The organism is Populibacterium corticicola, from assembly GCF_042683685.1.
GTDB classification, from domain to species: Bacteria; Actinomycetota; Actinomycetes; order Actinomycetales; family Cellulomonadaceae; genus Timonella; species Timonella corticicola.
The window spans coordinates 544,875-570,609 of sequence record NZ_JBHUOP010000003.1; the positions used below are offsets into that span (position 1 = coordinate 544,875).

The 25,735-nt window shown below is 59.4% G+C and carries 22 protein-coding genes and 1 tRNA gene; 11 read left to right on the forward strand and 12 right to left on the reverse strand.

The window, feature by feature from the left end; genetic code table 11:
- Positions 1-119: 119 nt before the first annotated feature.
- Both ACFSYH_RS09275 and ACFSYH_RS09280 read left to right on the forward strand, forming a co-directional pair.
- Positions 120-530: an FAD-dependent oxidoreductase gene (locus ACFSYH_RS09275; protein WP_377466631.1), complete on the forward strand. Its 411-nt coding sequence runs from the start codon at positions 120-122 to the stop codon at positions 528-530.
- Positions 531-617: 87 nt separating this feature from the next.
- Positions 618-1,760 carry an FAD-binding protein gene (locus tag ACFSYH_RS09280; protein WP_377466633.1) on the forward strand — a complete coding sequence of 381 codons (1,143 nt, stop codon included), beginning with the start codon at positions 618-620 and terminating at the stop codon, positions 1,758-1,760.
- A 22-nt stretch (positions 1,761-1,782) separates the two neighbouring features.
- On the opposite strand, the gene ACFSYH_RS09285 is transcribed toward ACFSYH_RS09280, so the two are convergent.
- Positions 1,783-2,205, reverse strand: a complete 423-nt coding sequence (locus tag ACFSYH_RS09285) for a VOC family protein (RefSeq protein WP_377466634.1) — start codon at positions 2,203-2,205, stop codon at positions 1,783-1,785.
- Positions 2,206-2,387: 182 nt separating this feature from the next.
- On the opposite strand from ACFSYH_RS09285, the gene ACFSYH_RS09290 reads away from it, so the two are divergent.
- The 3 genes from ACFSYH_RS09290 (at position 2,388) to ACFSYH_RS09300 (ending at position 5,167) form a co-directional block, all read left to right on the forward strand.
- The gene (locus ACFSYH_RS09290; RefSeq protein WP_377466636.1) at positions 2,388-3,125 is read left to right on the forward strand and encodes a manganese efflux pump MntP; all 738 of its coding nucleotides are present in this window, start codon (positions 2,388-2,390) and stop codon (positions 3,123-3,125) included.
- A gap of 212 nt (positions 3,126-3,337) precedes the next feature.
- A complete protein-coding gene (locus ACFSYH_RS09295; protein WP_377466638.1) occupies positions 3,338-4,840 on the forward strand; it encodes a CAP domain-containing protein in 1,503 nt (500 codons plus the stop codon).
- Between the two features lie 251 nt (positions 4,841-5,091).
- Positions 5,092-5,167, forward strand: a tRNA-Ala gene (locus ACFSYH_RS09300).
- A 167-nt stretch (positions 5,168-5,334) separates the two neighbouring features.
- Here ACFSYH_RS09300 and ACFSYH_RS09305 read toward each other — a convergent pair.
- Genes ACFSYH_RS09305 through ACFSYH_RS09315 form a run of 3 tightly spaced genes read right to left on the reverse strand, consistent with a single transcriptional unit; the run spans position 5,335 to position 6,777 of the window.
- Complete coding sequence (locus ACFSYH_RS09305; protein WP_377466639.1) at positions 5,335-5,772, reverse strand: DoxX family protein; 438 nt, start codon at positions 5,770-5,772, stop codon at positions 5,335-5,337.
- Entirely contained in the window at positions 5,765-6,259 is a 495-nt protein-coding gene (locus ACFSYH_RS09310; protein ID WP_377466641.1) for a glutathione peroxidase, read from the reverse strand. The genes ACFSYH_RS09305 and ACFSYH_RS09310 overlap by 8 nt, the downstream gene beginning before the upstream one ends.
- Positions 6,235-6,777, reverse strand: coding sequence for a MarR family winged helix-turn-helix transcriptional regulator (locus ACFSYH_RS09315; RefSeq protein WP_377466643.1), 543 nt, complete (start codon positions 6,775-6,777; stop codon positions 6,235-6,237). Before ACFSYH_RS09315 ends, ACFSYH_RS09310 begins: the two co-directional genes overlap by 25 nt.
- Before the next feature lie 323 nt (positions 6,778-7,100).
- Between ACFSYH_RS09315 and erm the strand changes: the two genes are divergently transcribed.
- From erm to ACFSYH_RS09330, 3 genes are all read left to right on the forward strand, one after another.
- Complete coding sequence (erm, locus tag ACFSYH_RS09320) at positions 7,101-7,892, forward strand: 23S ribosomal RNA methyltransferase Erm (RefSeq protein WP_377466645.1); 792 nt, start codon at positions 7,101-7,103, stop codon at positions 7,890-7,892.
- Positions 7,893-8,066: 174 nt separating this feature from the next.
- On the forward strand, positions 8,067-9,266 hold the full coding sequence (locus ACFSYH_RS09325; RefSeq protein WP_377466646.1) for a carbohydrate-binding domain-containing protein: 1,200 nt from the start codon (positions 8,067-8,069) through the stop codon (positions 9,264-9,266).
- A 393-nt stretch (positions 9,267-9,659) separates the two neighbouring features.
- On the forward strand, positions 9,660-10,586 hold the full coding sequence (locus ACFSYH_RS09330; protein WP_377466648.1) for a hypothetical protein: 927 nt from the start codon (positions 9,660-9,662) through the stop codon (positions 10,584-10,586).
- Positions 10,587-10,700: 114 nt separating this feature from the next.
- On the opposite strand, the gene ACFSYH_RS09335 is transcribed toward ACFSYH_RS09330, so the two are convergent.
- Positions 10,701-11,450, reverse strand: coding sequence for a CDP-alcohol phosphatidyltransferase family protein (locus ACFSYH_RS09335; protein ID WP_377466649.1), 750 nt, complete (start codon positions 11,448-11,450; stop codon positions 10,701-10,703).
- Between the two features lie 17 nt (positions 11,451-11,467).
- On the reverse strand, positions 11,468-13,213 hold the full coding sequence (locus ACFSYH_RS09340; protein WP_377466650.1) for a BCCT family transporter: 1,746 nt from the start codon (positions 13,211-13,213) through the stop codon (positions 11,468-11,470).
- Between the two features lie 452 nt (positions 13,214-13,665).
- On the opposite strand from ACFSYH_RS09340, the gene ACFSYH_RS09345 reads away from it, so the two are divergent.
- The gene (locus ACFSYH_RS09345) at positions 13,666-14,631 is read left to right on the forward strand and encodes an FUSC family protein (protein WP_377466651.1); all 966 of its coding nucleotides are present in this window, start codon (positions 13,666-13,668) and stop codon (positions 14,629-14,631) included.
- Between the two features lie 63 nt (positions 14,632-14,694).
- On the opposite strand, the gene ACFSYH_RS09350 is transcribed toward ACFSYH_RS09345, so the two are convergent.
- The 3 genes from ACFSYH_RS09350 to ACFSYH_RS09360 all read right to left on the reverse strand — a co-directional run bounded on the left by ACFSYH_RS09350 (position 14,695) and on the right by ACFSYH_RS09360 (position 20,335).
- Positions 14,695-16,983, reverse strand: a complete 2,289-nt coding sequence (locus ACFSYH_RS09350; protein ID WP_377466652.1) for an Ig-like domain-containing protein — start codon at positions 16,981-16,983, stop codon at positions 14,695-14,697.
- Between the two features lie 108 nt (positions 16,984-17,091).
- On the reverse strand, positions 17,092-19,320 hold the full coding sequence (locus tag ACFSYH_RS09355; protein WP_377466654.1) for a hypothetical protein: 2,229 nt from the start codon (positions 19,318-19,320) through the stop codon (positions 17,092-17,094).
- A gap of 136 nt (positions 19,321-19,456) precedes the next feature.
- Complete coding sequence (locus ACFSYH_RS09360) at positions 19,457-20,335, reverse strand: LysR family transcriptional regulator ArgP (RefSeq protein WP_377466655.1); 879 nt, start codon at positions 20,333-20,335, stop codon at positions 19,457-19,459.
- 72 nt (positions 20,336-20,407) lie between these two features.
- Here ACFSYH_RS09360 and ACFSYH_RS09365 point away from each other — a divergent pair, with 72 nt between their 5' ends.
- Positions 20,408-21,022: a LysE/ArgO family amino acid transporter gene (locus ACFSYH_RS09365; RefSeq protein ID WP_377466656.1), complete on the forward strand. Its 615-nt coding sequence runs from the start codon at positions 20,408-20,410 to the stop codon at positions 21,020-21,022.
- A 126-nt stretch (positions 21,023-21,148) separates the two neighbouring features.
- Here the strand turns inward: ACFSYH_RS09365 and ACFSYH_RS09370 are convergent, their stop codons facing one another.
- Complete coding sequence (locus tag ACFSYH_RS09370; protein ID WP_377466657.1) at positions 21,149-21,931, reverse strand: DUF3060 domain-containing protein; 783 nt, start codon at positions 21,929-21,931, stop codon at positions 21,149-21,151.
- A gap of 310 nt (positions 21,932-22,241) precedes the next feature.
- Between ACFSYH_RS09370 and ACFSYH_RS09375 the strand changes: the two genes are divergently transcribed.
- Positions 22,242-23,246: a hypothetical protein gene (locus tag ACFSYH_RS09375; RefSeq protein ID WP_377466659.1), complete on the forward strand. Its 1,005-nt coding sequence runs from the start codon at positions 22,242-22,244 to the stop codon at positions 23,244-23,246.
- A 148-nt stretch (positions 23,247-23,394) separates the two neighbouring features.
- On the opposite strand, the gene ACFSYH_RS09380 is transcribed toward ACFSYH_RS09375, so the two are convergent.
- Both ACFSYH_RS09380 and ACFSYH_RS09385 read right to left on the reverse strand, forming a co-directional pair.
- Positions 23,395-24,519 carry a hypothetical protein gene (locus ACFSYH_RS09380; RefSeq protein ID WP_377466660.1) on the reverse strand — a complete coding sequence of 375 codons (1,125 nt, stop codon included), beginning with the start codon at positions 24,517-24,519 and terminating at the stop codon, positions 23,395-23,397.
- A gap of 310 nt (positions 24,520-24,829) precedes the next feature.
- On the reverse strand, positions 24,830-25,687 hold the full coding sequence (locus tag ACFSYH_RS09385) for an SDR family oxidoreductase (RefSeq protein WP_377466661.1): 858 nt from the start codon (positions 25,685-25,687) through the stop codon (positions 24,830-24,832).
- Positions 25,688-25,735 lie beyond the last annotated feature (48 nt).

The following is a 25,735-nucleotide window of genomic DNA, read 5'->3' on the forward strand; positions in this document are numbered from 1 at the left end:
CGGAATCGGGACGGAAGGTCCTTGGAAATCGATACGGGCGATGATTAACTGGTTTAAACGGACAATGATGTCCGTTTCGTTGAATGCGTGGACGATTTCCAAGCAGGCTGGAGTGAAGCATGAACTACGACGTCATCGTTGTCGGGTCCGGTGCCGCGGCGCTGACCGCAGCCGTCACGGCGGCAGACAGCGGCAACAAAGTACTGGTGATCGAGAGCACCGATCAGTTCGGTGGCTCAACGGCCATGTCCGGTGGTGGGGCCTGGATACCCAACAACCACCTGATGCTTGCGGCGGGCGTCCACGACACCCCAGAACTGGCACGCACCTACATGGATCAGGTGATCGCGGACGTGGGCCCGGCAAGTTCCTCGCAGCGCCGCGATGCCTTTGTGGAGAACGCCCCAAAGATGGCAAGGTACCTCGAAGCGCTCGGATTCGAATGGAGTTACCAGACCGGGTACTCCGACTACCACCCCGAGGAACCGGGTGGAAACGCGATCGGCCGCAGTATCGAGGGCAAGATGTAGAACTTCAAGAAACTCGACCCGGAACTCCGCAAGAAGATCCGCGAGGGCGTTCCGATCCCGATGTACACGACCGAGGTGGGCACGTTCATGCGTGCCTTTCGATCCTTCAAGGGCTTCGCCAAGGCGGTGCAGATCATTGGCGTTCGCACCATCGGCGGACGCCTGACCGGAAAGCACTACCTCACCAACGGTCAGTCCATGATCGGCCAACTGCTCCACATCGCCCACGGGCAGGGAGTGGACCTGCAGACCAATGCTCCTCTCGTGGACTACGTGGTTGAGGACGGGGCAGTGGTCGGTGTGGTGGTCGAGCGCAAGGGCGAACGCCGCGAGATCCGCGCAGCCAAGGGCGTCATCGTCGGCGCGGGTGGATTCGCCCACAACCAGGAGCGTCGGGAACAATACCTACCCAGCCCGAGTAACGAGGCGTGGTCGTCGGCAAACCCCGGAGACCAGGGGGACCCGATCTTCGCCGCGGTCAACATCGGTGCTGGCCTCGGAGTAATGGACGATGCCTGGTGGGGTCCGAGTTCTTTTGATCCCGAGACCGGTAAGCCATCGTTCCTGGTGTCCGAGCGCTCGTTCCCGCACTGCATCATCGTGGACGCAAACGGTCGGCGCTTCATGAATGAGTCCGCCTCCTACGTGGACTGCGGCCACTGGCAGTACGACCACAACAAGGAGGTTCCGGCCATCCCCGCTTGGTTGATCATGGAGTCCCGACACCGCAACTCCTATCCGTTCGGCTTTGCCCTGCCGCGCATGACCCCGCAGAAGATGATCGATTCCGGGTACCTGGTCAAGGCAGACACCCTTGAGGAACTCGCCGCCAAGATTGGCGTGGACCCTGCCGGGTTGGTCGATGAGGCCGCGAAGTTCTCCGAGTATGCTCGCACGGGCAAGGATGAGGAATTCAACCGCGGCGACTCTGCTTATGACCACGTGTACTCCGACCCGCGGGTCACGCCAAACCCCAACCTCGGTGCCATTGAGAAGGGGCCGTTCTTCGCCACGAAGATCTACCCCGGCGACCTTGGCACCAAGGGTGGAATCCTGACCGATGAGTTCGCGCGTGCCATCCGTGAGGATGGGACCGTCATCCCCGGTCTGTATGCGGCGGGAAACTCGTCCGCCTCGGTTATGGGCAATCGTTACCCCGGCCCCGGTTCCACGATTGGCCCCGCAATGACGTTCGGATACGTTGCGGCCCAGCACGTTTCGGGCAACTAGGCTCGTCGTCAATAAATGCTTGCTACGCCTGCGTGCCGCTGCCGTCGATGTTGACCATCCAACTGACCCCAAAGCGATCCACAAACGAGCCGTATGTGTCACCCCATGGTGCGCGTGCGAGTTGTTCGGTGATCGTGCCGCCCACGCTCAACTGCCCATACAGATCGGTCAGGCGAGCTTCGTCGTCGCCCTCGAGCATGATCGACACCCCGCTAATCGGGGCTGATTCCATGGAACCGGGGGTGTCCGCGGCCATAAGCCGGAAGCCGTGCTCTGTGATGATCGAGCCGTGCATGAGCTTGTCCGCATCCGCCGGATCGTCTGATGCCTGGAACTCGGCATACGTCACCACGGACAGCTTCCCACCAAGGGCAGAGTGGTAAAAGGTCAGAGCCTCACGGGCTTGACCAGAAAAATTGATGTAGGTGCTCAGATGCGATGCCATGCGATTGCCTAACTCGTGAGTGCGAAACCGTACCCTTGAATTGTGGCGCGGAACGGGGGAATACGCGCGAGCAAAAAGGCGAGTTCGACTGCCCAAACTCTGACCTCATAAGGCCCGAATCATGGGATCTTCAGATTCTGCGAATCTGTTGTTGTACTCGTTTGTCGACCCCGGGATATCTCATGTCTTTCGCAGGTCTACTGCTCATCGCTCTCGCCGTGTCCGCAGATGCCTTTGCCGTTGCGCTGACGATGGGCGTGAAGATGCGCACCTTCGCATGGCGCTACGTGCTGACGATTGCGCTCGTGTTTGGTGGGTTCCAGGCACTCATGCCGTTGATCGGCTGGTTCCTCGGCGACAACTTCCTTCAATACATGGAAGCAATCGACCACTGGATCGCGTTTGGTCTACTACTCGCCGTGGGTGGACACATGCTGTGGGCTGCCTTCCGTCCGGACGAGGAAGAATGTGCACTGTGCGTGGGACAGTGTAGGTGCGACAAGGTATTGGGCGATGTCGGTGCCGCTGACCCTACGGGCGCCGGGGCGAAAATCGAGGATGCACCCGTTGACGAGGCAACCATCAGTAGCCAAAGCATGGGTGCGGTTAGGGTTGCGACGGCGCAGGACACCGTTGCGCGTACGGAAACCGCATACCCGAAACTCGCAATCGGCACCCTGCTGATGCTCGGTGTCGCAGAGTCAATTGACGCACTCGCAGTGGGAATCACCTTCCCTGTCGCCGGCGTGAACGTATGGGCCGGAATAGCTCTCATAGGTGTCGTGACGACCCTATTGAGCGCGCTCGCCGTCTGGTTGGGACATAAACTCGGAACGAAATTCTCCCAAGTGGCAGAAATTCTCGGAGGCTCCATTCTTATTGCCATTGGCATTCAGATATTGATTCAACACATCGGGTGAAAAACGGGACTTTGGTCCCATCCCGAGGCTTGCTGAATCTTTACTCGTGAAACATCCTTAACCTCGGCGTTTAGCGTTTGCCCTGCGCTATTCGGTAAGCACCGAAAGATATAACGATGTAAAAAGTGCTGATGCGCGGACTCAACTTTTTCTCTAGGCTGACGATAAGAACACTGAGACACAAGAAAAAGAGCGAGTTTCGAGGGGGTCTCATGATCCTGCGCGCCATTGGACGACGTGCAGCCGAAGTGGTCGAAGATGGCATTGGAAGCCGACACAAGACTTCGGCAGTACGCAGACGCGTATCCGGGTTAACAATCGCTGCGCTCGTGGCGACTCTCATGGTTGCCGTACCGGCAACCTCACCTGCACACGCTGCCACGCAATCACAAGCGCAAAAGCATCATAAGGACATCAAGACCATATTTGATGGCACAAACGCCATCAGAAAAGCAGTCAGCGCCCCCGCACTGAAGTACGACGTACGCATTACCGTGGTGTCTTACGACTGGTCCGCCTCCATGGCGCAAAAAAACCAGATGGCGCACAACCCGAACTACTCCAAGCAGATTCCAAGTAAATGGACCCGAGCGGGTGAAAACGTTGCCTATGCGTGCGGTTACGGAAGTAAATCCGCACAGGTGATCGTCGACAACTGGAAGGCCTCCCCTGGACACTACAGCAACCTGATTGGGGACTTCACTTCGATCGGTATCGGCGTGTACTGGGACGGGAACTGCATGTGGGCAACCCAAAACTTCGGTAAATATGCGAATGCCCCCGCGTACACCCTGCCCGCGAAGTCCGGTGCAACCTCCTCTTTGGTCACCACGAAGAGCGTCGACCATTCAGCCAAGTACAAGAAGGAAATCGCGGCAGCGAAGAAAGCCGCGGAAGCCGCTGAAAAGTCTAGAAAAGCCGCACACAAGGCACTCGCCACGGCAAAGAAGTCTCGTGACACCGCCAAAAAGTATGCGACCTCGACCCGGACCACGGCCAAGACTCGTGCAGAACACAAGAAGGCCGCAGCCGAGTACAACAGGGCACACGCTGACTACAAAGCAACCCGCACTCAAGCAAACCGAGCCAAGAACGCCTACGCAAAGGTTCGAACTCACGCCAAGGCGGGCAAGACCAACAGCGTGAAGTCTGAACTAAAGAAGGCGCAGACAGCACAAAAGGCCGCAAAGACCTCCGAGAAGCGAACGATCACGCACCGCAAGAACGTTCAGAAGTTCACGGCCAACGCGAGTAAGTTCCGTAAGGCCTCGCGGGTCACAGTCTCGGCCGCCAACGCGACTGCCATGAGGAAAGACGTGGTTGCCGCACAGAAGGCTCGCAACGCTGCCGAGAAGTCCCGGAAGGCCGCGCACAAGGCGCTCACCACGGCAAAGAAGTCTCGTGACACCGCCAAAAAGTACGCGACCTCCAACAAGGCAACTGCCCGCACCAAGTCCCAATACAAAAAAGCCGTTGCCGAGTACAAGCGAGCGAATGCCGACTATAAGGCAACCAAAACTGCAGCCAGCCGGGCCAAAAAAGCCTATAACGCTGCGGTAAGGTCCGAAAATGCAGGCAATGTAAAACGTGTGAAAACCGAACTGAAAAAGGCGGGGGCCGCTGCCAAATCCGCGAAGACCTCGCAGAAGCGTACGACCGTACACCGCGAGAACGTTCGGAAATTCACCGCAAACGCCAAGAAGGCGCTGCGATAGAAGTCAGCTTTTGGCGGATGGACATGCCGCTCGTGTTCGCGAAGATGCGTTCACGGACACGAGCGGTTCCCAGGTTGAGAAAGTCTGTGTGGGGCTTGGCTCAGCCGACTGCTTCAGCCTTCCGGCGGGTTGCCCTGCTCGTGATGTGTGCTGTTATCAGCGCTGTGATCGGAATTACGCAGGTGCGGGTTGGGCTATTTCTCTCCACTCCCGTAAACTTAACGAGTCGCATCGCCGGGAGGCGGAAGCATGGGGCTATGGCGCAATTGGTAGCGCACCTGCTTTGCAAGCAGGGGGTTAGGGGTTCGAGTCCCCTTAGCTCCACCATTGAATACTTGCCAGTAACACCTGACATCAACAGACGTCTGATATTGGTGCACGGGCGACAGTTGGTTCTATGAACTGGTTCGCCACCATTCCCCAACCTATCTCTGATGACATGCAGACGGCACTCAATAAACGTCAAACACTCATCGAAGCCCGTGCCTTATGGCTCAGGTACGATGCGAGGGACGCCGAGGCCCCGTGGACCAGAGCGCTGCGGCGATGAGGGGGATCTGGAACGGGAGCCGGAGGAGCCGTTTGGTGTTGGTGTCGAGCCCGAAGCCATCGCGTTGGTTCTTCCACTGTGAGATGTTGCCGGGGAAGACTGCGACGAAGAACGCCGCGACGATCTTGCCGACGGTCTGCTTCCTCCACCCGCTCATGAGGGTGGCGCCGAGTCCAATCTCCACAAAACCTGAGGCGAGGACGGTGGTGTCCTCTTTGATCGGCAACCCTTGCGGCACCTGGGCGCGGAACTCCTCACGCGCGAAGGTCAAGTGGCTGAGGCCGGCGAGAGCCAGCGCGCTCCCCAGGATCAATCGGACGGCGGTTCGACCAGGATACCGTGCTCCAGCAGGCTGCGAGGTTTGCAGAGAACGGTCAGGCATGGTTGCTCACGGTCCAGTCTTCGATTGCGGCGAGGATCTCGGGTGCGTCAGGTTTCGTGCGCGGACGGAAGCGCTTGACTCGACCGTCGGGGTGGATCAGGAACTTCTCGAAGTTCCACGATACCTTTCCGGCTTTGCCGTCCCCGTCCGGGACCGTGGTCAACTGTTGGTATAGGGGGTGGGCCTTCTTACCGTTGACTTTCACCTTCTCCGTCATTGGAAAGGTGACGCCCCAGGTGGTCGAACAGTACTCCGCAATCGATTCGGACGAGCCGAGTTCTTGGAGGAACTGGTTGCTGGGGAACCCGATCACGGTGAACCCGCGGTCGGCGTACTGGCGCTGTAGCGCTTCGAGTTGCTCGTACTGCGGGGCGAGTCCGCACCGCGAGGCAACGTTCACCACGAGGGCGACCTTCCCTGCGGTGAGTGCACCGAACGTGGTCGTGGTTCCGTCGAGGGTGGTTACTTGGATGTCCGAGAGTTCCATGGGTGTTCTTCTCCTTCGATTGGTCCGGTGCGGTTCGTCTGTGCCGCCGCATCGACGAGCCCGGCCGTCAGTGGACGCTCCCGGGCAAAGCCTTGCACGTTGCTTCGCAGCGACCTCAGCCGTTCGGCCAGGTCCTGTGCCTCCGGTACGCTCACCCCGAGGGCCTGGGTAACGCATGATTCGAGCCAGTCAAGTTCTCCACGTAGACGCACCGCCTTCGCAGTGGCGCGTACCTGGATGCGTCTGCGATCCGTTGGATCGATGGCGCGTTCGATCAGCCCGGCACTCTGCATGCGTCCCAGCAGGCCGGCGACGCTGCTGGAGTCTAGACTCAATGCCTCAGCGATCCCACCAGGGGTCTGTTCGCCATCGCGCCACAGCACGCCGAGAACCATGAGTTGCTGAAAACTTACCCCCCACGGGGCGAGGAGGTCGCGGTAGAGCTGAACGGTGGCCTGCGCCGTCGAATACAGGGCATGGCATAACACGTCGTCGATGTTGCGCTCGTTCGCATCCATGTACTAAAGAATGGCACACGAATATCTTTGATACAAGATACTTTTGGCTGCGACGGTTTCGGCCCGCTTCGTCTGGTCGGTGCACGTTCAATGTACGGCAAGGTGTGGGTGGTAGAGTGATGCTCATGAGTACTGGCTACTGCGCGCCCTTCATGGGCTGCGTGTTTACCGTTCGCGACCGCCGCGCCTGACGGCGCTGGCGCTTCTGTCGTCTTCACGCGCCGACTCGGGGATTCCCTCTTGCACCCCGGCAGCGTGTCGTAACTAGTCAACCCCCTTTATGACGCATGCTCGGGGTGCTCCGTCCTACCTCGGAGTACTCAATGCGGAAACGTTCCGTTCACGGCGGCCGACACGAACTCGGCCAGAACTTCCTCGTCCACCGACCAACGATCACGAAGATTATTGACCTAATCGCTGAGACCGACGGTCCAATCCTGGAGATCGGCGCTGGAGACGGTGCTCTCACCGTGCCTTTGGCGGCGCTGGGTCGTCCGTTGCGTGCGATAGACATCGATGGACATCGCATCGCGCGGCTGCGACGCCGACTCCCGGGCAATGACATCGAGCAGGCAGATGCGCTGCACGAGCCCCTCGACCGCGCGGTGATCGTCGGCAACCTCCCTTTTCATCTCACGACACCACTGTTGCGTCGTCTGCTCGACGCCTCGGCGTGGAACCACGCGATTGTGCTGACGCAATGGGAGGTCGCACGCAAGCGCGCTGGAGTCGGAGGAGCGACAATGATGACCGCTCAGGCGGCACCGTGGTTCACCTTCGAGTTGCACGGCCGCGTGCCAGCGTACGGGTTCACGCCACAACCCAGCATCGACGGTGGCGTGCTGGCAATCCGTCGGCGCGATATACCTCTTGTCACCGACGTCGACCAACGCAACTACGCAAGCTTCGTGCACGGCATCTTCACGGGTCGTGGTCGCGGGGTCGCGGACATTCTCCGCCAGCGCTCCGTTTGCGACCCCAGGACGATCAAGCACGTTCTGGATCAATCCTCGACGAACCAGAACGCTCTTCCTCGCGACCTTTCAGCCGACCAGTGGGCCGCGTTGTGGAAGGCCCTCGGTTCTGCTCGAAATCGTCGGAAGGGCAACTCGTGAAGCCCTAGGAACTCATGAGGGCTCATGGATCTTTCGCCTTTCCTCAAGAATCTCACAGGAATGGCAAAGCCATTCCATAGACCATCTCTTTACTGTTGGGGCATCACAACGTTTCCAGCGAGACGAGAGGGACTGAGGACAATGAACCCGAAAACAAAAATGATGAGGACAGCCGTGGCACTGGCTGCAGCGCTCACGCTTTCACTGGCCGCATGCACGGCATCGACCACTTCAACAGATGCAGGTATTACCCAGGCAGCAGGGTCTGCTTCATCGGGTACACCCGCAACCACCGAGAGCGCAACGGAAACGACAACTGCCACAACTACCGAAACTGCGACTTCTTCTGCGGCGGACGTTGACTGGGATAGCCTGCCGACCACTGATGTGTCTTTGACGGATGAGGGCCTCGCGATCACTGAGGCGGGAACCTATGTTCTGACGGGGGAGTCGACTGGCCAGGTCACGGTAGACGTGGACGGCAATGTGCGAATCATTCTTGCCGGGGCGACCATCAATGCCAGCGAGGGTGCCGCGATCCAGATCGATAACGCCGAGTTGACCGTGTTGGAACTGCAAGACGGCACAACCAATACCGTTTCTGACGCATCCACGCGCAGCGATGAGGATATCGATGGCGTGATTTACTCGTCGGATGATCTGCTCATCACCGGTTCGGGAACGCTCAACGTCACGGCAAACTTCGCTGACGGCATTGTGGGTAAAGACGACCTGTGGATTGAATCGGGAACGATAACGGTCACGAGCGTCGATGACGGTATCCGCGGTAAGGACTCGTTGACCATCTCAGGCGGCACGATCACGATTGATGCTGCAGGCGATGGTCTGAAATCCAGCAATGACACCGATTTGGGCAAGGGCCAGCTCACGATCACGGATAGCTCGATCACGGTTACGTCAGGGGACGATGCGATCAAGGCCGAGCAGTACCTGCTGATTGCGGGTGGGACGATCAACATCGTCCAGTCCGTGGAGGGGATCGAGGCGCCGGTCATCGTGATCGACGGCGGCGAGATCAGCATCAATGCATCAGATGACGGAATCAACGCATCGGCCTCAGAGATCGTTACATCTGGTCTGAGCATCACGTTCAATGGCGGTGACATCACGATTGTGATGGCTTCGGGTGATACGGATGCGATCGACAGCAATGGCGACCTGACGATCAATGGTGGCACGTTCACCATCACCGCGCAGTCTGCGTTCGACTTCGACGGCACGGGAACTCTCAACGGCGGCTCGATCACTGTGAACGGTGAGCAGGTCACTGAACTCACGAATCAGATGATGGGCGGAGGTCCGGGCGGTACTCGTGAAGAGGGTCAGATGGGTGGTGGCCGTGGGGGACGCTAACTGATCTCCAAACTGAACTCGGCGCTTTGTGCACAAAGCGCCGAGTTCGTTGTTTATTGCCGACGAGTCGGACGATTCCCCAGTTGCCATCCGGCCCAGCTGGGCCGGGCTGGGAGGCGAGAAGTTTTCGGGAACTAACCGACTCGTCGGCAATAACAAGAGTGCACTCGCAATGCTTCTAACCATTTGAGAGTGACCAGATGCGTACTCGCAGTGCGTGAGAGTGCGGATCTGGTCACTCTCAAATGAGAGCGAGGACGAGGGCGCTGGGAGACGCGGCGACTCGGGACCATCTGAACTCGTCGGCAACTCATACTGTGGTCTGATCTTTGTGCTGACTGAGCATACTCTGGGAGGATTATGTTCCCCACCTATGTAAGTTAGCCTTGTTGAGTGCTAGGTTCCTTCGTTCGCCGTGCGCACGAGGTGCTCATCTCCGTGCGCGATGCCTTTCTGCCTCGACCACATGGGGTTTTCGGTTCAGAAACCATCACTGAACTGTCCTTGGACCCGGCAACGGTGCGCAAGACCGCTGGTGTGCTTCGGCTCTCGGAACTAGGTACACGCCAAGTGCAGGTGATCTCGCCGGACCTATTCGATGACCATAATGTATTGGCCACATCGCTGCGACAGGCACTCGAGTCTGGAAGCAGACTCTGGGTCGTCACGATTGCTGACAACACCATCCACGCAAGGTTGGATGCAAAGTTCGGCCGGCACCTTGTCGCCCTTGGACCACAGTCCGCTGATGGGCGCAGAGCCTACGGGATCACCCCCGAGCATGTTGCGAGTTGGCTGCTGATCGAGTTCCCCGGATATGCCTGGTTGTTCGAGGGCGTTGATGCCGCCAGCCTGTCGCACCGGATACTTGCACGTTTGACTGAGCTGATGGTTCCCGTGCGTCAACGCTCCAAGATCGCGCGGCTCCTGCGCAACCCTAGAACCTACGTATACCTGGCGGTCTTCGTATACTCCTCGCTGCGGGCTCTGCCAGTGATGTTCGTGAAGGAATTCCATGGCAGCCTTCTGATGTTGTGGTCAATCGACGTCATCACGGCGATTCCGTATACGTGGGGCATCATCGCGATGATTTCCGGAGCCACACGACGCATCCGAATGGCCGGAACGCTCGTCACGATGGCCACGTTTATGGCGCCATACGTGTATTTCGGTCTGTATGGGCGCAACTATCCGCCATTCGTCATCCTGATCATCGCACTGCTCATCGCAGGCAGCCTAGGGATTGAATGGGCGAACTACCGCCAGGAACGGTCGCTTGAAAGCCGCTATGCGGCGGAGGTTCCGCGCACGTTTGCGTGACGCTGACTCGAACATTCTAGGCGGGTGGCGTAGATGTTGCCCTAGCCGGATGGTGATTTTCCGGGATCAAGACTTAAGAAAAACCACCCTGATCCCGCAAAACCACCAGGTTGCCTACTGGTTGCCTACGACGGCCTTGCTGCGAGCACGAATCTCCTGCACGGTTCGGTATGCGCTCAGGCCCATGAGCCAGGCTCCGCACGCCCACCAGATCACCTCGACGACAAGCGCGCGTTCAGGGTGTTGGATGAGCAGAATCGCAGTGGTCACGATCCAGCCGAAGGCCGTTGCGATGTTCATCGGCATCAACCGTGCGACTCGGAATGGGTGCACGAAAGTCAACGGCGCAACGGTCAGGAGTGCCAGCACGATGGTCACGGTGACGTTGAGAGCCGAGCCGGAACCGACGATCCACATGACCACGGCCACGATGTTCCATGCGGCGGGGAAGCCCATGAAGTAGTAGTCGTGGGTTTTGAGTTTCACGTTGCAGTAGGTGAACACCGAGGACGTGCAGATGAGCGCGAACATTGCCGCGGACGTCCACGATCCGCCGAGTGGCAGGTGAATGTACATGAACAGCGCGGGGATGAAGGTCCACGTCAGGTAGTCGACCATGATGTCGAGGACGGTTCCGTCAAAGTTCGGCGCATACTTTTTGACGTCTGCCTTTCGTGCGAGGTTGCCGTCGAGCCCGTCGACGATGAGCGCGATTCCGAGCCACATCCACATCTGCAGGATCTCGCCCTGGAACAGTGCGGCGATTGCTAGGCAGGCCCAGATCACTCCGGTCATGGTGAAGATGTGCACGAGCCAGGCATAGGTGACGCGTTGGCGTTGGAGGGGCTGCGATGTGGAACTCATTTTCCTTCTCGTTTGCTTCAGTTGTGTGTGGCTGTATGTGGTGGGTTGGTGGCATTTGTCGACGAGTCGGCGACGTGTTCTTCCGGAGTGCTGCCCGCTACTTCCGTGGTCAGAGCGCGGGCCCGTGCACTGACTGGAGCCTCTGCCTGGTCCGTACGGTCTGGGCCATCACCTGTGGTGCCGCCTGTGGTTACGCCACCAGGCGGCATATCGACCGTGCTCTTGAGGGACCGATAGAAGGACACCATGACCATGATGAGCACGATTGAGAACGGTAGCCCGATGATCACGGTGGCTTGTTGGAGCGTGCTGACACCACCGACGATCAGCATCGCGAGGGTGAGCACGCCGGTTGCAACGGACCAGACGATTCGTAGTGGTTTGCCGCCGTCTTGGCTGTTGTTCTCGATCTTGGAGGACAGTCCGGACAACACTAGGGCGCCGGAGTCGGCAGAGGTCACGTAGAGCAGGAGGCCAGCGGCGAGGGCGACTGCCACGAGCATTGAGGAGCCGGGGTAGGTGCCCAGTAGGTCGAAGAAGGCCCGCTCGGGCAGATTGACGGCGGTGTCGGCGAAGGCCAGGTCACCGCCGATGACCAGTTCGAGGGCGGAGTTCCCCAGAACCACCACGAACAGGGCGATGTAGAGGAACGGGATCACCATGACGCCGACCACGAACTCGCGTAGGGTGCGTCCGCGCGAGATACGGGCGAGGAAGAGTCCCACGAATGGTGCCCAGGCGATCCACCAGGCCCAGAAGAACAGAGTCCAGTCCTGAGACCACGCATCCGGGCGATCCCAGGCGTGGGTTTCAAGGAGCAGGGAGGGGAATGTGGTCAGGAAGTCGCCGATGTTCATGACGAATGCCTCGAGGATACGTCGGGTCTCGCCCCACAGCACGATCCACGCAAGCATGACGATCACGACGATCACGTTTGCCTCAGACAGCCGCCGGATACCCTTTTCCACACCGGAGACCGTGGATGCGGTGGCCATGGCGACTGAGAACACGATCAGCCAGATATAGGTGGCGATGTTCTCGGGTACGCCAGCGAGTACGTGAAGGCCGTAGGCAAGTTGCACCACGCCAATGCCAAGGGACGTCGCGATACCGAAGATGGTTCCCAGGACAGCGATGGTGTCGATCAGGTTGCCGAGCCAGCCGTCGGCGCGTTTCTTGAGGATGGGACGCATGAGGGAACGGATGGAGAGCGGCTGGTTCTTGCGGTAGGCAAAGAAGGCGAATGCCCCACCCATCACCGCATACATCGCCCAGCCAACAGGGCCATAGTGGAACAGCGTCCACACGATTGCCTGCTTTGCCGCAGCGGTGTCCATGCCCTCGCCGACCGGTGGGTAGAGGTATTGCGCCACGGGTTCGGAGACGGAGAAGAACATCAGGTCGATGCCGATGCCCGCTGCGAACAACATCGCGGTCCAGGTGAACAAGTTGAAGGTTGGCTTCGAGTCATCGGGGCCGAGTTTGATGCGACCCGCACGGGAGAACAGCAGATAGGCGACGAACGCAACCACGACACCGGCGATGGCAACGTAGTACCAACCAAAGTGGGAGGCAACCCAAGCAACCATCGCACCAATGACCTCGTCCGCACGTTCCGGGGCGACGACGGCCCAGACGGCGAGAGCGACGATGAGAGTCACCGAACTGATCAGGACCGGCCAGTTTGCCCGTGGCGCTGATGCTGGGGTTGTGTGCAGTTGTCGCGCAGCCCTCGTGGGCCCGGCCGGTTTGGGCGCGTTCACCGAATCTCGCTCTCGCGCTGAAGCGCTTTGGGTTTCTGTGCAGGAGATCTTCAGCCTTGCTCCGCGTGCGGGTGGTGCCACTGAACCAGTGATCCCATCGCTGATGATGCGTGAACCCAGGCGGAACCCTGCGCGCCGCGGGTGCGGAGCGGGTGAACAGGTTCCAGCGTTGGTGGGTTTGGTTCCCCGCTGCACAGGTACGTCGTTGACGTGCGCCCTCTAGGATAGCAGTGCGGAGATTGCCGGTGTGCCCACGTCAGACACCTTTTCCGGCTCGGTTTCGGGTTTTGCGCCGCGAACTGGGGCTTTGAGTTTGCTTTGAGGCGACTTTGCGCCACCTTTGAACCGATTCCCGACGATTCAGTGAGTTCCAGCAACACGCGGTAACTGGCATTGAGTGGCGTTGAGTAGTGCAACACTCTAGATAAGAGTTAAGTCGGACAGGGTGAGACATGTTGAATCAGGCAACTGAACTGTGGGTCGAATCAAAGATTTCGCGCAAAGTCTTGGCGGTGAGTGCCGTGCTCACCGCATTGCTCGCACTTCCTTTCCTTGGGGTGCTGTGGTGTGTGGGGGTACCCGGTGCAGTTGCACTGGGTATGGGATTTCTTGCCGGAACCCGCCCTGCAACCACATTGAGTCCTCGCGACGCAGCGCTGTTGGCTGTCCCGACAGCGCTTACCGGAGCCGTCGCGGTGGGCTTACAGGGCCAGCCCTTTGTCGCAGCATGCTTTGTCGCTCTCATCTGCCTCATGGTCGCACCCGCGGAGATTCGCAAGCAAGGACTCCTGTCAGGGGTGCCAACCGTGGCTGCGGTACTTGTGTCCCTACCGGGAGATTTCCACCCTGCGACCACGGCTGGATGGATGATGGTTGGAAGCCTACTGCTGATTGGCATCGCCGTTGTCGCAAAATTCCCACGGGTACCCACCCGTGTAGTTGATCCGGCTCACGCGTGGCGGCACGCGATCGTCATGGCCGTAGCTGCGGCAACAGTTGTCTATGTGGTCCAGTACTTCGGCATACCGCATGGGTATTGGATTGCAGTCACCCTAACGGTGGTGCTCCGACCACTTCCAGATATCACGCGTGCCAGAGGCCGTCAGAGAGTCCTTGGCACGGTGGGTGGGGTCGTGCTCGCCCTTGTGCTGGCAACCGCCTTTCCCGGTTGGGCGGTTACTATAGCGCTCGCGGTGTGCATGACCCTGATGATCTCCTATGCGCTCCTTGACGACTATCTTCGTCAGGTCGTGTTTCTGACGCCATCGGTGGTTCTGCTTGCCCCTGCAGGCGGGGCTGAGTTGGTCGCGCTTGAGCGTGCTGTGGCTACCCTGACCGGTGCGTTTTTGGCGGGAGCGCTCGCGCTGTTCCTGGTGCAGACGGATGATCCGGGCGTGACGGTCGAGAATCCGGGCTAGTAGGGTGTCGCCAACCTCCTGGCGAAGGAACGAACACAACAGCCTAGTTGCGGGAGGAACCGACTATTTTGTGACCTTGATGGTGACGGTCTTGCTGGTCTTGCCGGTGACGGTCGAACTGGAAGCGATCTTGACGCGATACCTGATGGGCTTCGCCTTGGCAGTGTGCTTGAGCACGTGGGTTCCGGCTTTGAGCTTTTTGACCGTCTTCCAGGTGGAACCGGTACGAGTTTGCAGCACAGCGGCATGATTGACCTTGAAGGTGTCCTTGTATACCTTGCCAGCCGCGATCGTCTTGGTTCCGGAGGCAAAACCTGAGATGGTGCCACGCTTCTTCGCAACCGTCACAGACTTCTTTGCGGTTGCCTTGTTGTAGTTCTTGGAGGCGTGGAACTCCACGCGGAACGAGTGCCTGCCCTTGGACAGAGGCTTCTTAAGTGTGAAGGTGGTCTTGCCCTTCGACACCTTCTTGGTGGCTGTCTTCTTTCCATCCACATACAGGGTTGCATTACCGGACGGAGCGCGGCCCGAGGTCAACGCGAGCGTGACGGAAGGCTTGTATTTGAGGTAGGCGTTCTTGACGGTGATCTTGGCTTTTGGAGTGGCCTTCTTAACGGTGAGTGTGCGAGTGTGCGTAGACGACTTGGCCGCGGCATTGCCCGAGTACTTGAACTTCACCTTGTGCTTTCCTACCGCCAGGTTGCTGGAGAGCTTTACCGTGACTTTCCGCGTACCGGGTTTTGCTGCAACCTTGGCGGACCCAACCTTCTTACCGTTGACGGTCGCCGTGATCGTGCCTCCGGCGGGGGCATTCGACCCAAGTCGGACCGTGAGCTTGGGCTGTGTGCCGTATCGGGTGCTCACGTTCTTCGAGGTGAGGCTGCTTGACGCTTTAGGAACTGAAAGGCGGACCGTGGCCTGGGTTGCGGTGAGTTGGGAGACGGTGATCGTGTAGCCCGACAGCGGATGCTGGAGCCTTTCGCCTTGCCGCAGAGTGGTCCGAAACTGGGAACGTGAGATCGGTTCAGTAAGCGTGCCGGTATCGTTCCACGTGCGCGGGTCATCCTGATCAAGGGTGTACACGCGTACGCCAGCACCGTATCGGAACAAGTAGACCGATAACGCGCTGGTGTTGGTGTAGAACGAGGGCGTGTCGAACCCTGTTCCACTGCGGTACTCGAGGTAGGTTTTCGTGCCGGTCGTGGGGTCATAGAACAGGGCGCCACGAGTGCCCTTAGTGTTGCTCACGGGCGCGAGTTTGACGGTTGCGCTGCCTACCACCGTCTTCAACTGGCCTGACGGAAGCACACCGAGTGTGTGCTGGTATGCGACGTCGAGGGAGGGGACAGTCCCGATAGCTGCGTCGACGGTCGCCGACATAGGACTGAACAGTGCCATGTAGTCCCAGATCCTGTCGCCCGCTACAGACTCAAGATTCGCGTGACCGAGCGAGAAGTTGTGCCCGAACTCGTGGATGACGGTGTGCTCGGAAAGATCGTTGACCACGATGCGGCCACCGGTTTGTAATCCCTCACCAACCTCGGCCACCCCAAGAGCACGATTTGGATCACAGGGCTCGGTGAGAACCAAGAGATGCTTTCGTGCGCCCTCCCGGTAGGACGACTGACGGGCGGCCTCCCGCCAGATGCGTTCAATCGAGCCTACGGAAGATAGGTTGCAGAGCTGGTTTTTGGTCAGGCTGGTTGTGTAGGTGCGAGTCTGTGCGACTTTAAAACCTGACACCTTCCCAAAGGTCTGGGAACTCCAATACTGGCCTGCACTCTCAACGAGTGCTTTGCCGGTGCTCTCAGAAGGCGCCAGATTCGCCGCACCGGAACGTGTCGCAATGACCACGTAAACCTGATGGTATGCGCTACCCGTAACTGTCGTCGTCGGCGCCGTGACCGAGTGCGCGGAGAGGACATCGATGACGGTCATCGGGCCGTTTGCCACGGATGCGGCGCTGGCCGCCTGCGTCTCCGACAGGATCGGCCCATCACCGCTGGCCGGAGCTGGGGGCACCACTGCCGCATCAGGCAACTCTACGGTGAGTGTGACCTCCGCACCGGAAGGGACCTGCTCAAGGTGGCCAGACTCGTCGGAAATAGGCACTGACGTGTCTCCAACGCGCACCGCAAGGTGCGTGTCGGCAGGGTGATCGTCATCTGAATGTGCGCCGAAATCGAGATCGTCGTGCGCAGGATAATCCACGATCAGTTTGACCAGTTGGCCGCGCAGTTGCGCTTCGCCCGGGTCGGTGGCCGAAGACGTGGCGAGTGCTGGGGCTGCCACGCCAGTTGCGGTTACCAGTGCGACCGCAACCGCCACCGCGTATGAACGCGCGAAACGCATATCAACATCCTTTTAAATACATGAATATCGCAACCGCGGCTTTCCACAACGATTACGTCCCCTTAGATTGTGTCAAAGCGGCGACGATAAGTCTCTAGTGTACGGAGCCTAGTTCTTCACAGGACGGATCGTGAGGGTCTTGCTCGTGACTTTTGTGACCTGCGATGTTCCTTTGACGACCACTCGGTAACGTGTGGTTGGGGTGCTTTTCTTCGCTGAGACCGTGAGCTTGTGTGAGCCCTTCTTGAGGTTCTTGATCGTGGTCCATTTTTTGCCGGTCGATCGTTGCAGGATTGCCGCGGCGTTGACGGTGAACTTTGTGGAGTACTTCTTTCCGATGCGCACCTTCTTGGTGCCCGACGCGAAACGCGTGACCTTACCCTTGAGCTTCGGAACGGTGAATGTCGTGCTTTTTGTCACGGCCTTGTACTGCGAGGACGCAGGTACCGTGACCTTCACGGTGTGTTTTCCCGCCCTCAGGTTCTTGGGCAGGGTAAACGTTGCCCTACCGGACTTCAGTGTTGCGGTGCCGCGCTTCCTGCCGTCCACATAAACCGTCGCAGTCCCGGTTGGGTGAGGTGTTCCGCTGAGTGTGAGCGTGGCCTTACGCGCTGTTCCATATGCGCCTTTATTGACGACGAGTCGGGCTGTCGTGGTTTTCTTGGCCGGTACCGGTGCAGTGGGTTCCGTTGCGGGCGAGGTCGTTGGGACGACTGGTTGAGGAGTCGGCGTGGGTTGGACCGTTGACTGCGGGGTTGGATCACTGCTGGGTGTCGCTTGGGTGATATCAATCGAGGCCTGTGTGGAGCTCAGGGATGGGATGTGGACTGTGAGCCCGGTTCCGTTGGCGGCGTTCGTGTAGGTCTCCGTACTGCCCAAGACCAAGTTGAACGGTGCTGACCCAGTGCTCGAATGGGTCAGCGTTATCAGATTTGCGGCCACGCCATCGTCCTCGAGGGTGTACAGCCGGACCCCCTTGCCGTAGCGGAGATTGATGCCAAGCGTGTAGCCCGAGGCATAGAAGGCATTCTGGTCGATCCCGCTACCAGAGCGGTATTCGGCGTAGAGGTTCGCGTCGGTGACAGGGTCCTTGAACAGCACGGCGCGAGTTCCACCCATGGAGCTGGTTGCGGTGATCTGGCGGGTTCCCGAGCCTGCCAGAGTCGCGAGCTGGCCGGTGGGGAGGACCCCAAGATAATCCTGGTAGGCAACGTCGAGCGCCGGAGCAGCAAACGCACCGCCACTATGTGTGACCGTCAGACCCATTGGGCTGTATAGGCCCAGATACTCTCCGGACCCACCGAGGGAAGGGTGTGATGCGACGTTGGAGTGGCCGAGCGAGAAGTTGTGTCCAATCTCGTGGATGAGCGTGTGTGGGTTGTCGTTGCGCAGCAGGATCAGACCGCCGCTGTCGACCCCACTCCCAATGGAGGCAACCCCATCCACAGGTCCATCGCATGCGCCGGTAAACACCATCATGTGACCGCTCGGCATGCTGGGGACACCTGAATACTGGTATTCCCTCCACCAGTCGTAGAACGTTGCGGTGGTGTTCTGCTCGCCGCACAACTCATCGCTCGTCGCATCCACCCACTCGCGCACAACCTCGATCACCGGGAAACCGGCAACCCGACCAAAGGTTTGACTGTTCCAATAGCTTGCGGCATCCGCAACCAACTCCTGGGCACGCGCCGTAGAAACAGGGCCATTGGTGGTTTCCCAAGAAGTGGGTTCAGGCGGCAGACATGAAGTGTCCTCTGGGATGCAGTCACCCAGGTCGCCGTTGTAGTCGCTCGGCAGAGGGAGCACAATCACGGTCGGGTGTGTTCCCGCAGCAGCATCAATGCTTGACATCGTTGTGGCTCGCGCACTGGGAGCGGTATCGGTCTCCAGCGCAGCTTCGGGCAGCGTAGGTTCAGCATCGATGACGGTGAGTGCTGTGGCCTGAACGTTCAACCGTTCGGATAGCGATTCAACTCCCGCCTCATCCAGAACATCGCCCGTGTTGGTGAGCGTCGCTGGAACCGTGTTGGACGGAACCGCGACCTCAACGATGACGGGATCGCCGGAAGCCACCGAAGCGAAGGTGCCCGACTCGTCGGAAATCGAGATGCTCTCGCCAAACGAGGTCAGGAACATGAGTTCCTCGCTGTGCCCGTGCGCTTCATCTGCCTCAAACGAGTCAGCGAATGCACGCGTAAGCGTGCCTGCGATCCGTACGACCTGCGCCGATGAGCCAGCTTGAGCAACAGACGCCGCAGGCGCTGCGCCGATCGCAAGGCAGCTCACGACGATCACGGCGAGAAGACTGCGCTGTGGGGTGTGGGCGTGCGGCATCGATTCTCCCAGGAGTCCAAGAACTGGGTCGGACTGATTGAGGCACCCAGTACCCTTACATTCGGCAGAACGCGAACCGAGTGGGAGCAGAATCGTGCAGTGTTTTGAAATGCGGACCTGTCACCGAGGCCGGTGGTCAGGAAATGCGGAGCGAATATGAGGCCGCATCCAGGATCGCCGACCGCACGGTCTCAAGGGGGAGGCTCGATACCTTCCACTGCTGCCAGTACAGCGTGACATCCGTGTGACCGCCGAGATGAACCGCAGCTCCCGATTCGATGAGGGGCCGAGCCCATAGTTCCGGAACCATGCCCCACCCGAGATCCTGCAGGATGGCCTCGCGGAACGACTGGTTCGTGGGAATGTAGTTCGTTGGTGGGCGGGCATCGCTCGCCCCGTGCAACTCCATGAACTGCCGCTGTAGGTTGTCCTTGCGGTCGAACTCGACAACCGGTGCCTGAGCCAGTGCTTCAGATGTGGGGCCGTGCGGGAACCATTGGGCGACAAAATCCGGTGAACCCAATGCCAGATAGCGCATCACCCCCAACCTGGTTGACTCGCAGCCCTGGACTGCGGTCTCCTGCGACGTGATTCCCGCCATAACCCGGCCGGACCGGAGCAAGTCCGCTGTGTGCTCCTGATCCTCGCGAAACAGGTGGAACGTGGCGATGTCTCGGATCGATGCGAGGGCCTCAATCACCCAGGTATCGAGTGAGTCCGCATTGATCGCCAGTGGGATCGAGGGGAGTGGAGCCGCAGGGTCCAATGCTGGTTGCAGGGTCTGGTCGACAACTGCCTTGATCTGCCGTGCTGCCTGTAGGTAGGGGATTGCCGCGTCCGTTGGAGTCACCGGTTTTGTGCGTTGGAGGAGCACCTTGCCAGCCTGATGCTCAAGCGCGCGGATGCGTTGGCTCACCGCTGAGGGAGTGACCCGCAGAACCACTGCGGCAGCCTCAAACGTGCCCTCCTCAACGACTGCAAGGAGTACCTCGAGGTGTCCCAGATCTACCTTCAATTAAGTAATCCTTAAGTAAGCCAAGAATAGTTAACTGGTCTTAGTCTAGCCGGTCGTCGTACCTTTCTAGACGTGTCAAGTACTGCCATCTTCGCATCAGGTTTTGGAATCGCCTTCGGACTCATCGTCGCGATCGGTGCCCAATCCGCCTTTGTGCTGCGCCAAGCAATCATGCGCAACCACATCGTGCCGGTAGTACTGGTCTGTGCCTTCTCAGACATGCTGTTCATGAGCATCGGGATCGCCGGATTCGGATCAATCGTTGAGAACGCACCGTGGCTCATCACAGGTATGCGCCTATTTGGCGGTGCCTTCCTCGTCTACTACGGCTTCCTCGCGTTGCGTCGCGCGATGAAACCAAGCGCGATGGCAACCGAGACCGGGCCTGCGAGGAAATCCCTGCTGCCGGTACTCGGGGCGACACTCGCCGTAACCTACCTCAACCCTCATTTCTATCTGGACACGGTCGTGCTGCTCGGCTCCATCGCCAACAGCCACGGTGACGCCAAGTGGGTATTCGGATTTGGTGCCATGCTCGCGTCCATCGTGTGGTTTACGCTGCTTGGATTTGGTGCCCGATTCCTACAGCCACTCTTTGAAAAGCCGCGATCCTGGCAGTTCCTCGATGGAGTCATCGCGATCATCATGTTCACGATTGCGGTCAACGTGCTTTCACCGCTGGTCTAAACAAGGGCGTCCGCCGCCCCCTTGGGAGTCAGAGCGGCGGACACAGTTTGAGGTGACTGGAATTCGGGAAGAGTGGGATTCTCCAGGTGAGCCACTCAAGTGGTCACACCGGCAGATGCCGGAACCCTAAGGGCGCGTGAAACTGTTCGCCTCGCCCTTTACTGAGGTCTCTTGGGAGATGCCCCCGGTCCATGCAACGTCGTTGTTGGAGCCTTCCACGGTGATCGACTCGCTCACGGTGTCTGCGACAACCTTGTTCTTGACTCCCGCAACCGCGATTGACGTTGCATCACCCGTTGTGACGTCGATGCCCTCACCGGAGAGCAGGACTGTCCGGGAAAGCCTGGAAGTGAACTTCACGTCCTTGCCGTTGACATCGATCGTGTCGGCGGACGCGGCATCTGCCGTGATGTTGAGACCCTGAATGACCACGACATCCCAGTCTGCGCCGGAAACCGTATTGTTCTCACCGCGGATGGCAACGGTGTTGGCGTTCTCAAGTGCGATCTTCAGGTTGGCTCCCTCGATCTCAATGGTTCCGCACGTACCCGAGAGCGTCACCTCGAGATCGAGGCCTTTGATAAACCCATCCTCGCCGTTCGCGCAGGCACCGCCCGCTGAGAAATCAATGCCATCTGCGTCAGACGACTTCTGTTGCCCTGCCCCCTCCTCAGTCTTCTCGGACTCTGCCTGCCCTTGGTCCTCGGCGGCGGCCTCGTCATCCTCTACGCCCGATGCTCCGTCCGTGACCGATGATTCAGCCGCAGGTTGCGTCTCCGCGTGGTTGACGTCGCCGCGCATGACACAGGCGGACAGGATCAGGGAAAGGGTAGCGATGCCCGCCACTCCGACAACTCTGCGCAATACATCCGTTGCGGTGAGATTGCGGGCGGTTTTGATGGAACGCAAGATGAAACTCCTCATACGAGTTGTGAAGGACCCCGCTACACGTTCTCACTCCCGTATGGGTTTTCACCACCCTGGGTGGTGGTGAGAAGTCCACAGACGTGGTAATGGGGAGCAGTCACCTTTTCGGTTTCTTTCCACATGAAAAGTACTAATGTGGCGGCTGTATACATGGAGCAAAAACTTGCCGCTGCTTGAAACAACGACCCACCCCCGCCACTGGAACGGTCTACAAGCCAAGGGAAGTTAAGCGCCTTAGGGATCGATTGTTCGAGGAAGGCAGACCATGAGTGGGGTCTATCCCAATCAACTAATGGCAGGCCCCAGAGGCCGACGCCTGCTCTTGGAAATTGCGTGCGCGCGCAATCCAAAACTCGAAGAGCTGATGTTCTCAAATCTGATCGAGCCACTCGACTCCACGGGCAGAGCCCGAGTCGTCGTCGAATTCGCTCGATCCACTGCTCTGCTTGAGAAGGAACCAACCACGCAGTTGGAACTCCTGCTTGCGCTGCGCGAGAGTGTTGATCGCGCAATGTACTGGCAGGCACCTGACGCCGAAGACAAACTCCTGGCACAACCCCAAGTCGCTTCCGCGCTCCGCCCGCTCGCGGTCGCGGTCTCGCCGTACTGCCCTGACTGGTGGGTTGACGCTATGGCTCCCGGTCAGCAGCGGGTCCAACCCGCCAATTCGCCGTCAATCGAGTACCAGGAGGCGTGGCAGGCGGGCGCTGGGGTGCGGCAGTGGTACAGCCAGGCCATCGCCGATGAGACCGCCGCCCAAACCTATATCCCAGATCCCGCCGCCAACTACACCGGCATGTGGTGGTCAACCCCCGCACACTACTCGGTTCCGGCCACAACCCGAGTTCTTGACGGGTTGGGACCGGTTGCATTGTGGGCTCAGGAAGACACACAGACGCCGCAGTACGCGGTGTCCTATCCGATCTCTTTGATTGGCCCCTGCCGAGTCCTTGAGATTACGAGTGCCCACGACTACGCACGCCTCGTGGAAAAGTATCCGATGCGTATGACGCGATCGCGCTTCCATGACTGGTATCGCGTGACCGGTTCGGTTGATGAATGGTACATCCCGCACTGGGGTCTGATCGCCAAGGATTATGAGGCGGTACACCTGACCACTGCCGCCTACCTTGAGGGTGCAACGAAGCGGATACCGATTTCCGGTGGCTCCACGCTCATGGCCGGTTGGTCACCGGACGTGACCTACTGGGTTGGCAACTGTGCGGTCCTCGGTGGGCGTCCCGAAGAATGGCAGCTTGCCGCTCAGGGCTCGAACAACCTCTGGCTTGCCGCGTAAGACAAAACATGTGAGCGTTCACCTATGCGCTGTAAGCGGACTTCACGCGTCCTAAAGGCAAGGGGAGCCTGCTGCACATCACAGAACCACATGACTGTGGCCGGAGGATCAATGATCCTCCGGCCACAGTCTCGTTCGGGGAAAGGCCTCAGGAGTCCTTGTCCGTTGCGTCCTCAACGGCATCTGCCGCGTCTTCTACGGCGTCGGCAACTGCGTCAGTTGCCTTGGCGGCAGTCCTCTTGGTGGTGGTACGAGCGCGAGATGTTGCCTTCTTGGCGCTCTCCTTTGCCTCCTCGATCTTCTCGGAGGCCTTCTCCTTGAGTTCCTCAGCCTTTTCCTTGAGGTCCTCGGTACCCTCTTTGATGTCCTCGGTTGCGTCCTTGGCCGCATCGGCAAGCTTCTCACTGAGTTCACGGCCCTTGACCACGGTCGTGCCCGCTGCTTCGCCAAGGGATTCAGCGGCATCGCCGAGGGCTACCTTGGCGTCGCTGACCACATCGGAGAAACGCAGCGACTGGTCTTCCTGCTCCCACGGCTCAGCCCACGGGTCGGTGGTTGGCTGCGAACGACGCCATAGAACGTAAGCGCCACCCGCTGCGACAGCGCCACCGACAAGCCACCACCCCTTGCTGGAGCGCTTTGAGGACTTCTCTGCGGCCTTGGCTGCGTCGGATAACTTAATCGGGGCTTTCTTGGATGCCTTCTCGATGGACTTCGCCAACTTGTCGGCCTGCTTCGCTGCCTTCTTCGTGGCGCGCTTCGACTGCTTCTTAGCAGTGCCAACCGCTGCCGCCGTCGCAGCGGTTGCAGTAGCCGCGGCACCAGAAATGGCCGCGGGAACGCTTACGTTTTCGGCTGCGTCGCTAACCTTTCCAGCGACATCGGATGCGGCCTGACTTGCCTTCTCCGCCGCTTCGTTGAACGTGGCAACGAGTTTTGGCAGAAGCTCGTCTACGAGTTTGTCATGAGCCGTATCAATTGCGGGAGTCACCTTCTCCGCGGCCTTTTCCACGCGAGGTGCTGTTGCCTTGACGGTCTCGTTCCATGCCTGCTCGATGCGTGGGGAAGCCCACTCGACGAAAGCCTCGACCTTTGGGGTGCCCCAGTCCTTTGCCTGCAACGCAGCCTCGCGCGCTTTTGCGGCAAACTCCTTGGTGTAATCCGTTGCGATGGAGGCTCCCTCGGAAAGAACCGCCGCCACCTCGGACGCCTGGTCCTTGATCTTGTCGGTGTCGATCTTCTCTGCGGCCTTCGCAAACTTACGGTCAGACATTGCGGTCTCCTAAGCGGTTTTTGATTCCTCCTCCCTACTCTGCCACTTCACATGCGAGATTGCATTAGCAATCACCCGCACCTTCACGAATATTTCAACAATGCGGTGGAATATACCCGACCCACCCGAGATATCAGGGTTCGTCGCGGTCGGGTGCGAACGCAACCCACGCTCTTCCCTGCGAGACGGAGGCTCAGAACGTCGGCCTCGCGGAGAAGACCCCAGCCATCGATGCAGGGAGGAACCGTGACCGAGAGCCCGAGGAAAGCAACCCGGGCCATGGCTCTCGGGCTCTCGTCGTGGCGTCTCGCTATGCAGATACCGCGCGGCTAATCACATCAACCAGCGGCGTGACCGGACGACCGATCAGCCTGACCAACGTTGAATCGGTGACATCGAGATCGCCAGCGGCGATTCCGGTGTTCAGGGCTGTGACAAACCCAGCCGTTCCCTCATCGAGACCGGCACTCTGCAGCACCGCCGTGAACTCGTCGGCAGGAAGGGCGCGGTGAGTGACCTCCTTGCCCAGAACTGCACTGAAGGCGTCAGCGATTTCGTCGTAGCTGTGCGGTTCACCCGCCAACTCGTACACCTGACCACTGTGTTCGTCGCCGATCAGGACGGCGGCCGCAGCCTCAGCGAAGTCAACCCGGCTCGCGAGCGATACCCGTGCGTTGTCAGTGGCTGAGAGCAGGACTCCCGTCTCGGACACCTGCTGCAACTCGGCGAGATAGTTTTCCGCATACCAGTTGTTGCGCAGGATCACCGCGGGAAGGCCTGAGGCTGCGATTGCCTGCTCAGTTGCCAGATGCTCAGGAGCCAGAGGTAGTGAACTGAGATCTGCCTTGGCAACGCTGGTGTACACGAGCAGGGACACCCCTGCGGTTGTCGCGGCGGCAATGACGGCTTGATGCTGTGCGGTCCGCTTGCCAACCTCTGAACCAGAGATGAGCAGTACCCGGTCGATTCCCTCCAGCGCCGCGGTGATCGTCGCGGGATCGTCGTAGTCCAGTGGGACGACCCTGATGCCCTTTTCAGAGATCGAGGTGGCCTTGGCGGGTGTGCGTGCCCCGGCGACGATGTCACTGGGGTGTGCGCCGCGAGCCAGCAAACTGTCAATGACGAGTTTGCCGAGTTCTCCGTTGGCCGCAGTCACAAGAATGGTCATGATGGTCCTTTCGTGGGTGGTCTGTGCAACTAGAGGAACGAAGAAGCG

Coding starts and splice junctions, on each gene's coding strand:
- ACFSYH_RS09355 (WP_377466654.1), bottom strand. CDS start 19,320: ATGCCGCACGCCCACACCCCACAGCGCAGTCTTCTCGCCGTGATCGTC.
- ACFSYH_RS09385 (WP_377466661.1), bottom strand. CDS start 25,687: ATGACCATTCTTGTGACTGCGGCCAACGGAGAACTCGGCAAACTCGTC.
- ACFSYH_RS09280 (WP_377466633.1), top strand. CDS start 618: ATGCGTGCCTTTCGATCCTTCAAGGGCTTCGCCAAGGCGGTGCAGATC.
- ACFSYH_RS09335 (WP_377466649.1), bottom strand. CDS start 11,450: ATGAGTTCCACATCGCAGCCCCTCCAACGCCAACGCGTCACCTATGCC.
- ACFSYH_RS09350 (WP_377466652.1), bottom strand. CDS start 16,983: ATGCGTTTCGCGCGTTCATACGCGGTGGCGGTTGCGGTCGCACTGGTA.
- ACFSYH_RS09305 (WP_377466639.1), bottom strand. CDS start 5,772: ATGCCTGACCGTTCTCTGCAAACCTCGCAGCCTGCTGGAGCACGGTAT.
- ACFSYH_RS09285 (WP_377466634.1), bottom strand. CDS start 2,205: ATGGCATCGCATCTGAGCACCTACATCAATTTTTCTGGTCAAGCCCGT.
- ACFSYH_RS09345 (WP_377466651.1), top strand. CDS start 13,666: ATGTTGAATCAGGCAACTGAACTGTGGGTCGAATCAAAGATTTCGCGC.
- erm (WP_377466645.1), top strand. CDS start 7,101: ATGCGGAAACGTTCCGTTCACGGCGGCCGACACGAACTCGGCCAGAAC.
- ACFSYH_RS09380 (WP_377466660.1), bottom strand. CDS start 24,519: ATGTCTGACCGTAAGTTTGCGAAGGCCGCAGAGAAGATCGACACCGAC.
- ACFSYH_RS09295 (WP_377466638.1), top strand. CDS start 3,338: ATGATCCTGCGCGCCATTGGACGACGTGCAGCCGAAGTGGTCGAAGAT.
- ACFSYH_RS09290 (WP_377466636.1), top strand. CDS start 2,388: ATGTCTTTCGCAGGTCTACTGCTCATCGCTCTCGCCGTGTCCGCAGAT.
- ACFSYH_RS09375 (WP_377466659.1), top strand. CDS start 22,242: ATGGCAGGCCCCAGAGGCCGACGCCTGCTCTTGGAAATTGCGTGCGCG.
- ACFSYH_RS09315 (WP_377466643.1), bottom strand. CDS start 6,777: ATGGATGCGAACGAGCGCAACATCGACGACGTGTTATGCCATGCCCTG.
- ACFSYH_RS09275 (WP_377466631.1), top strand. CDS start 120: ATGAACTACGACGTCATCGTTGTCGGGTCCGGTGCCGCGGCGCTGACC.
- ACFSYH_RS09310 (WP_377466641.1), bottom strand. CDS start 6,259: ATGGAACTCTCGGACATCCAAGTAACCACCCTCGACGGAACCACGACC.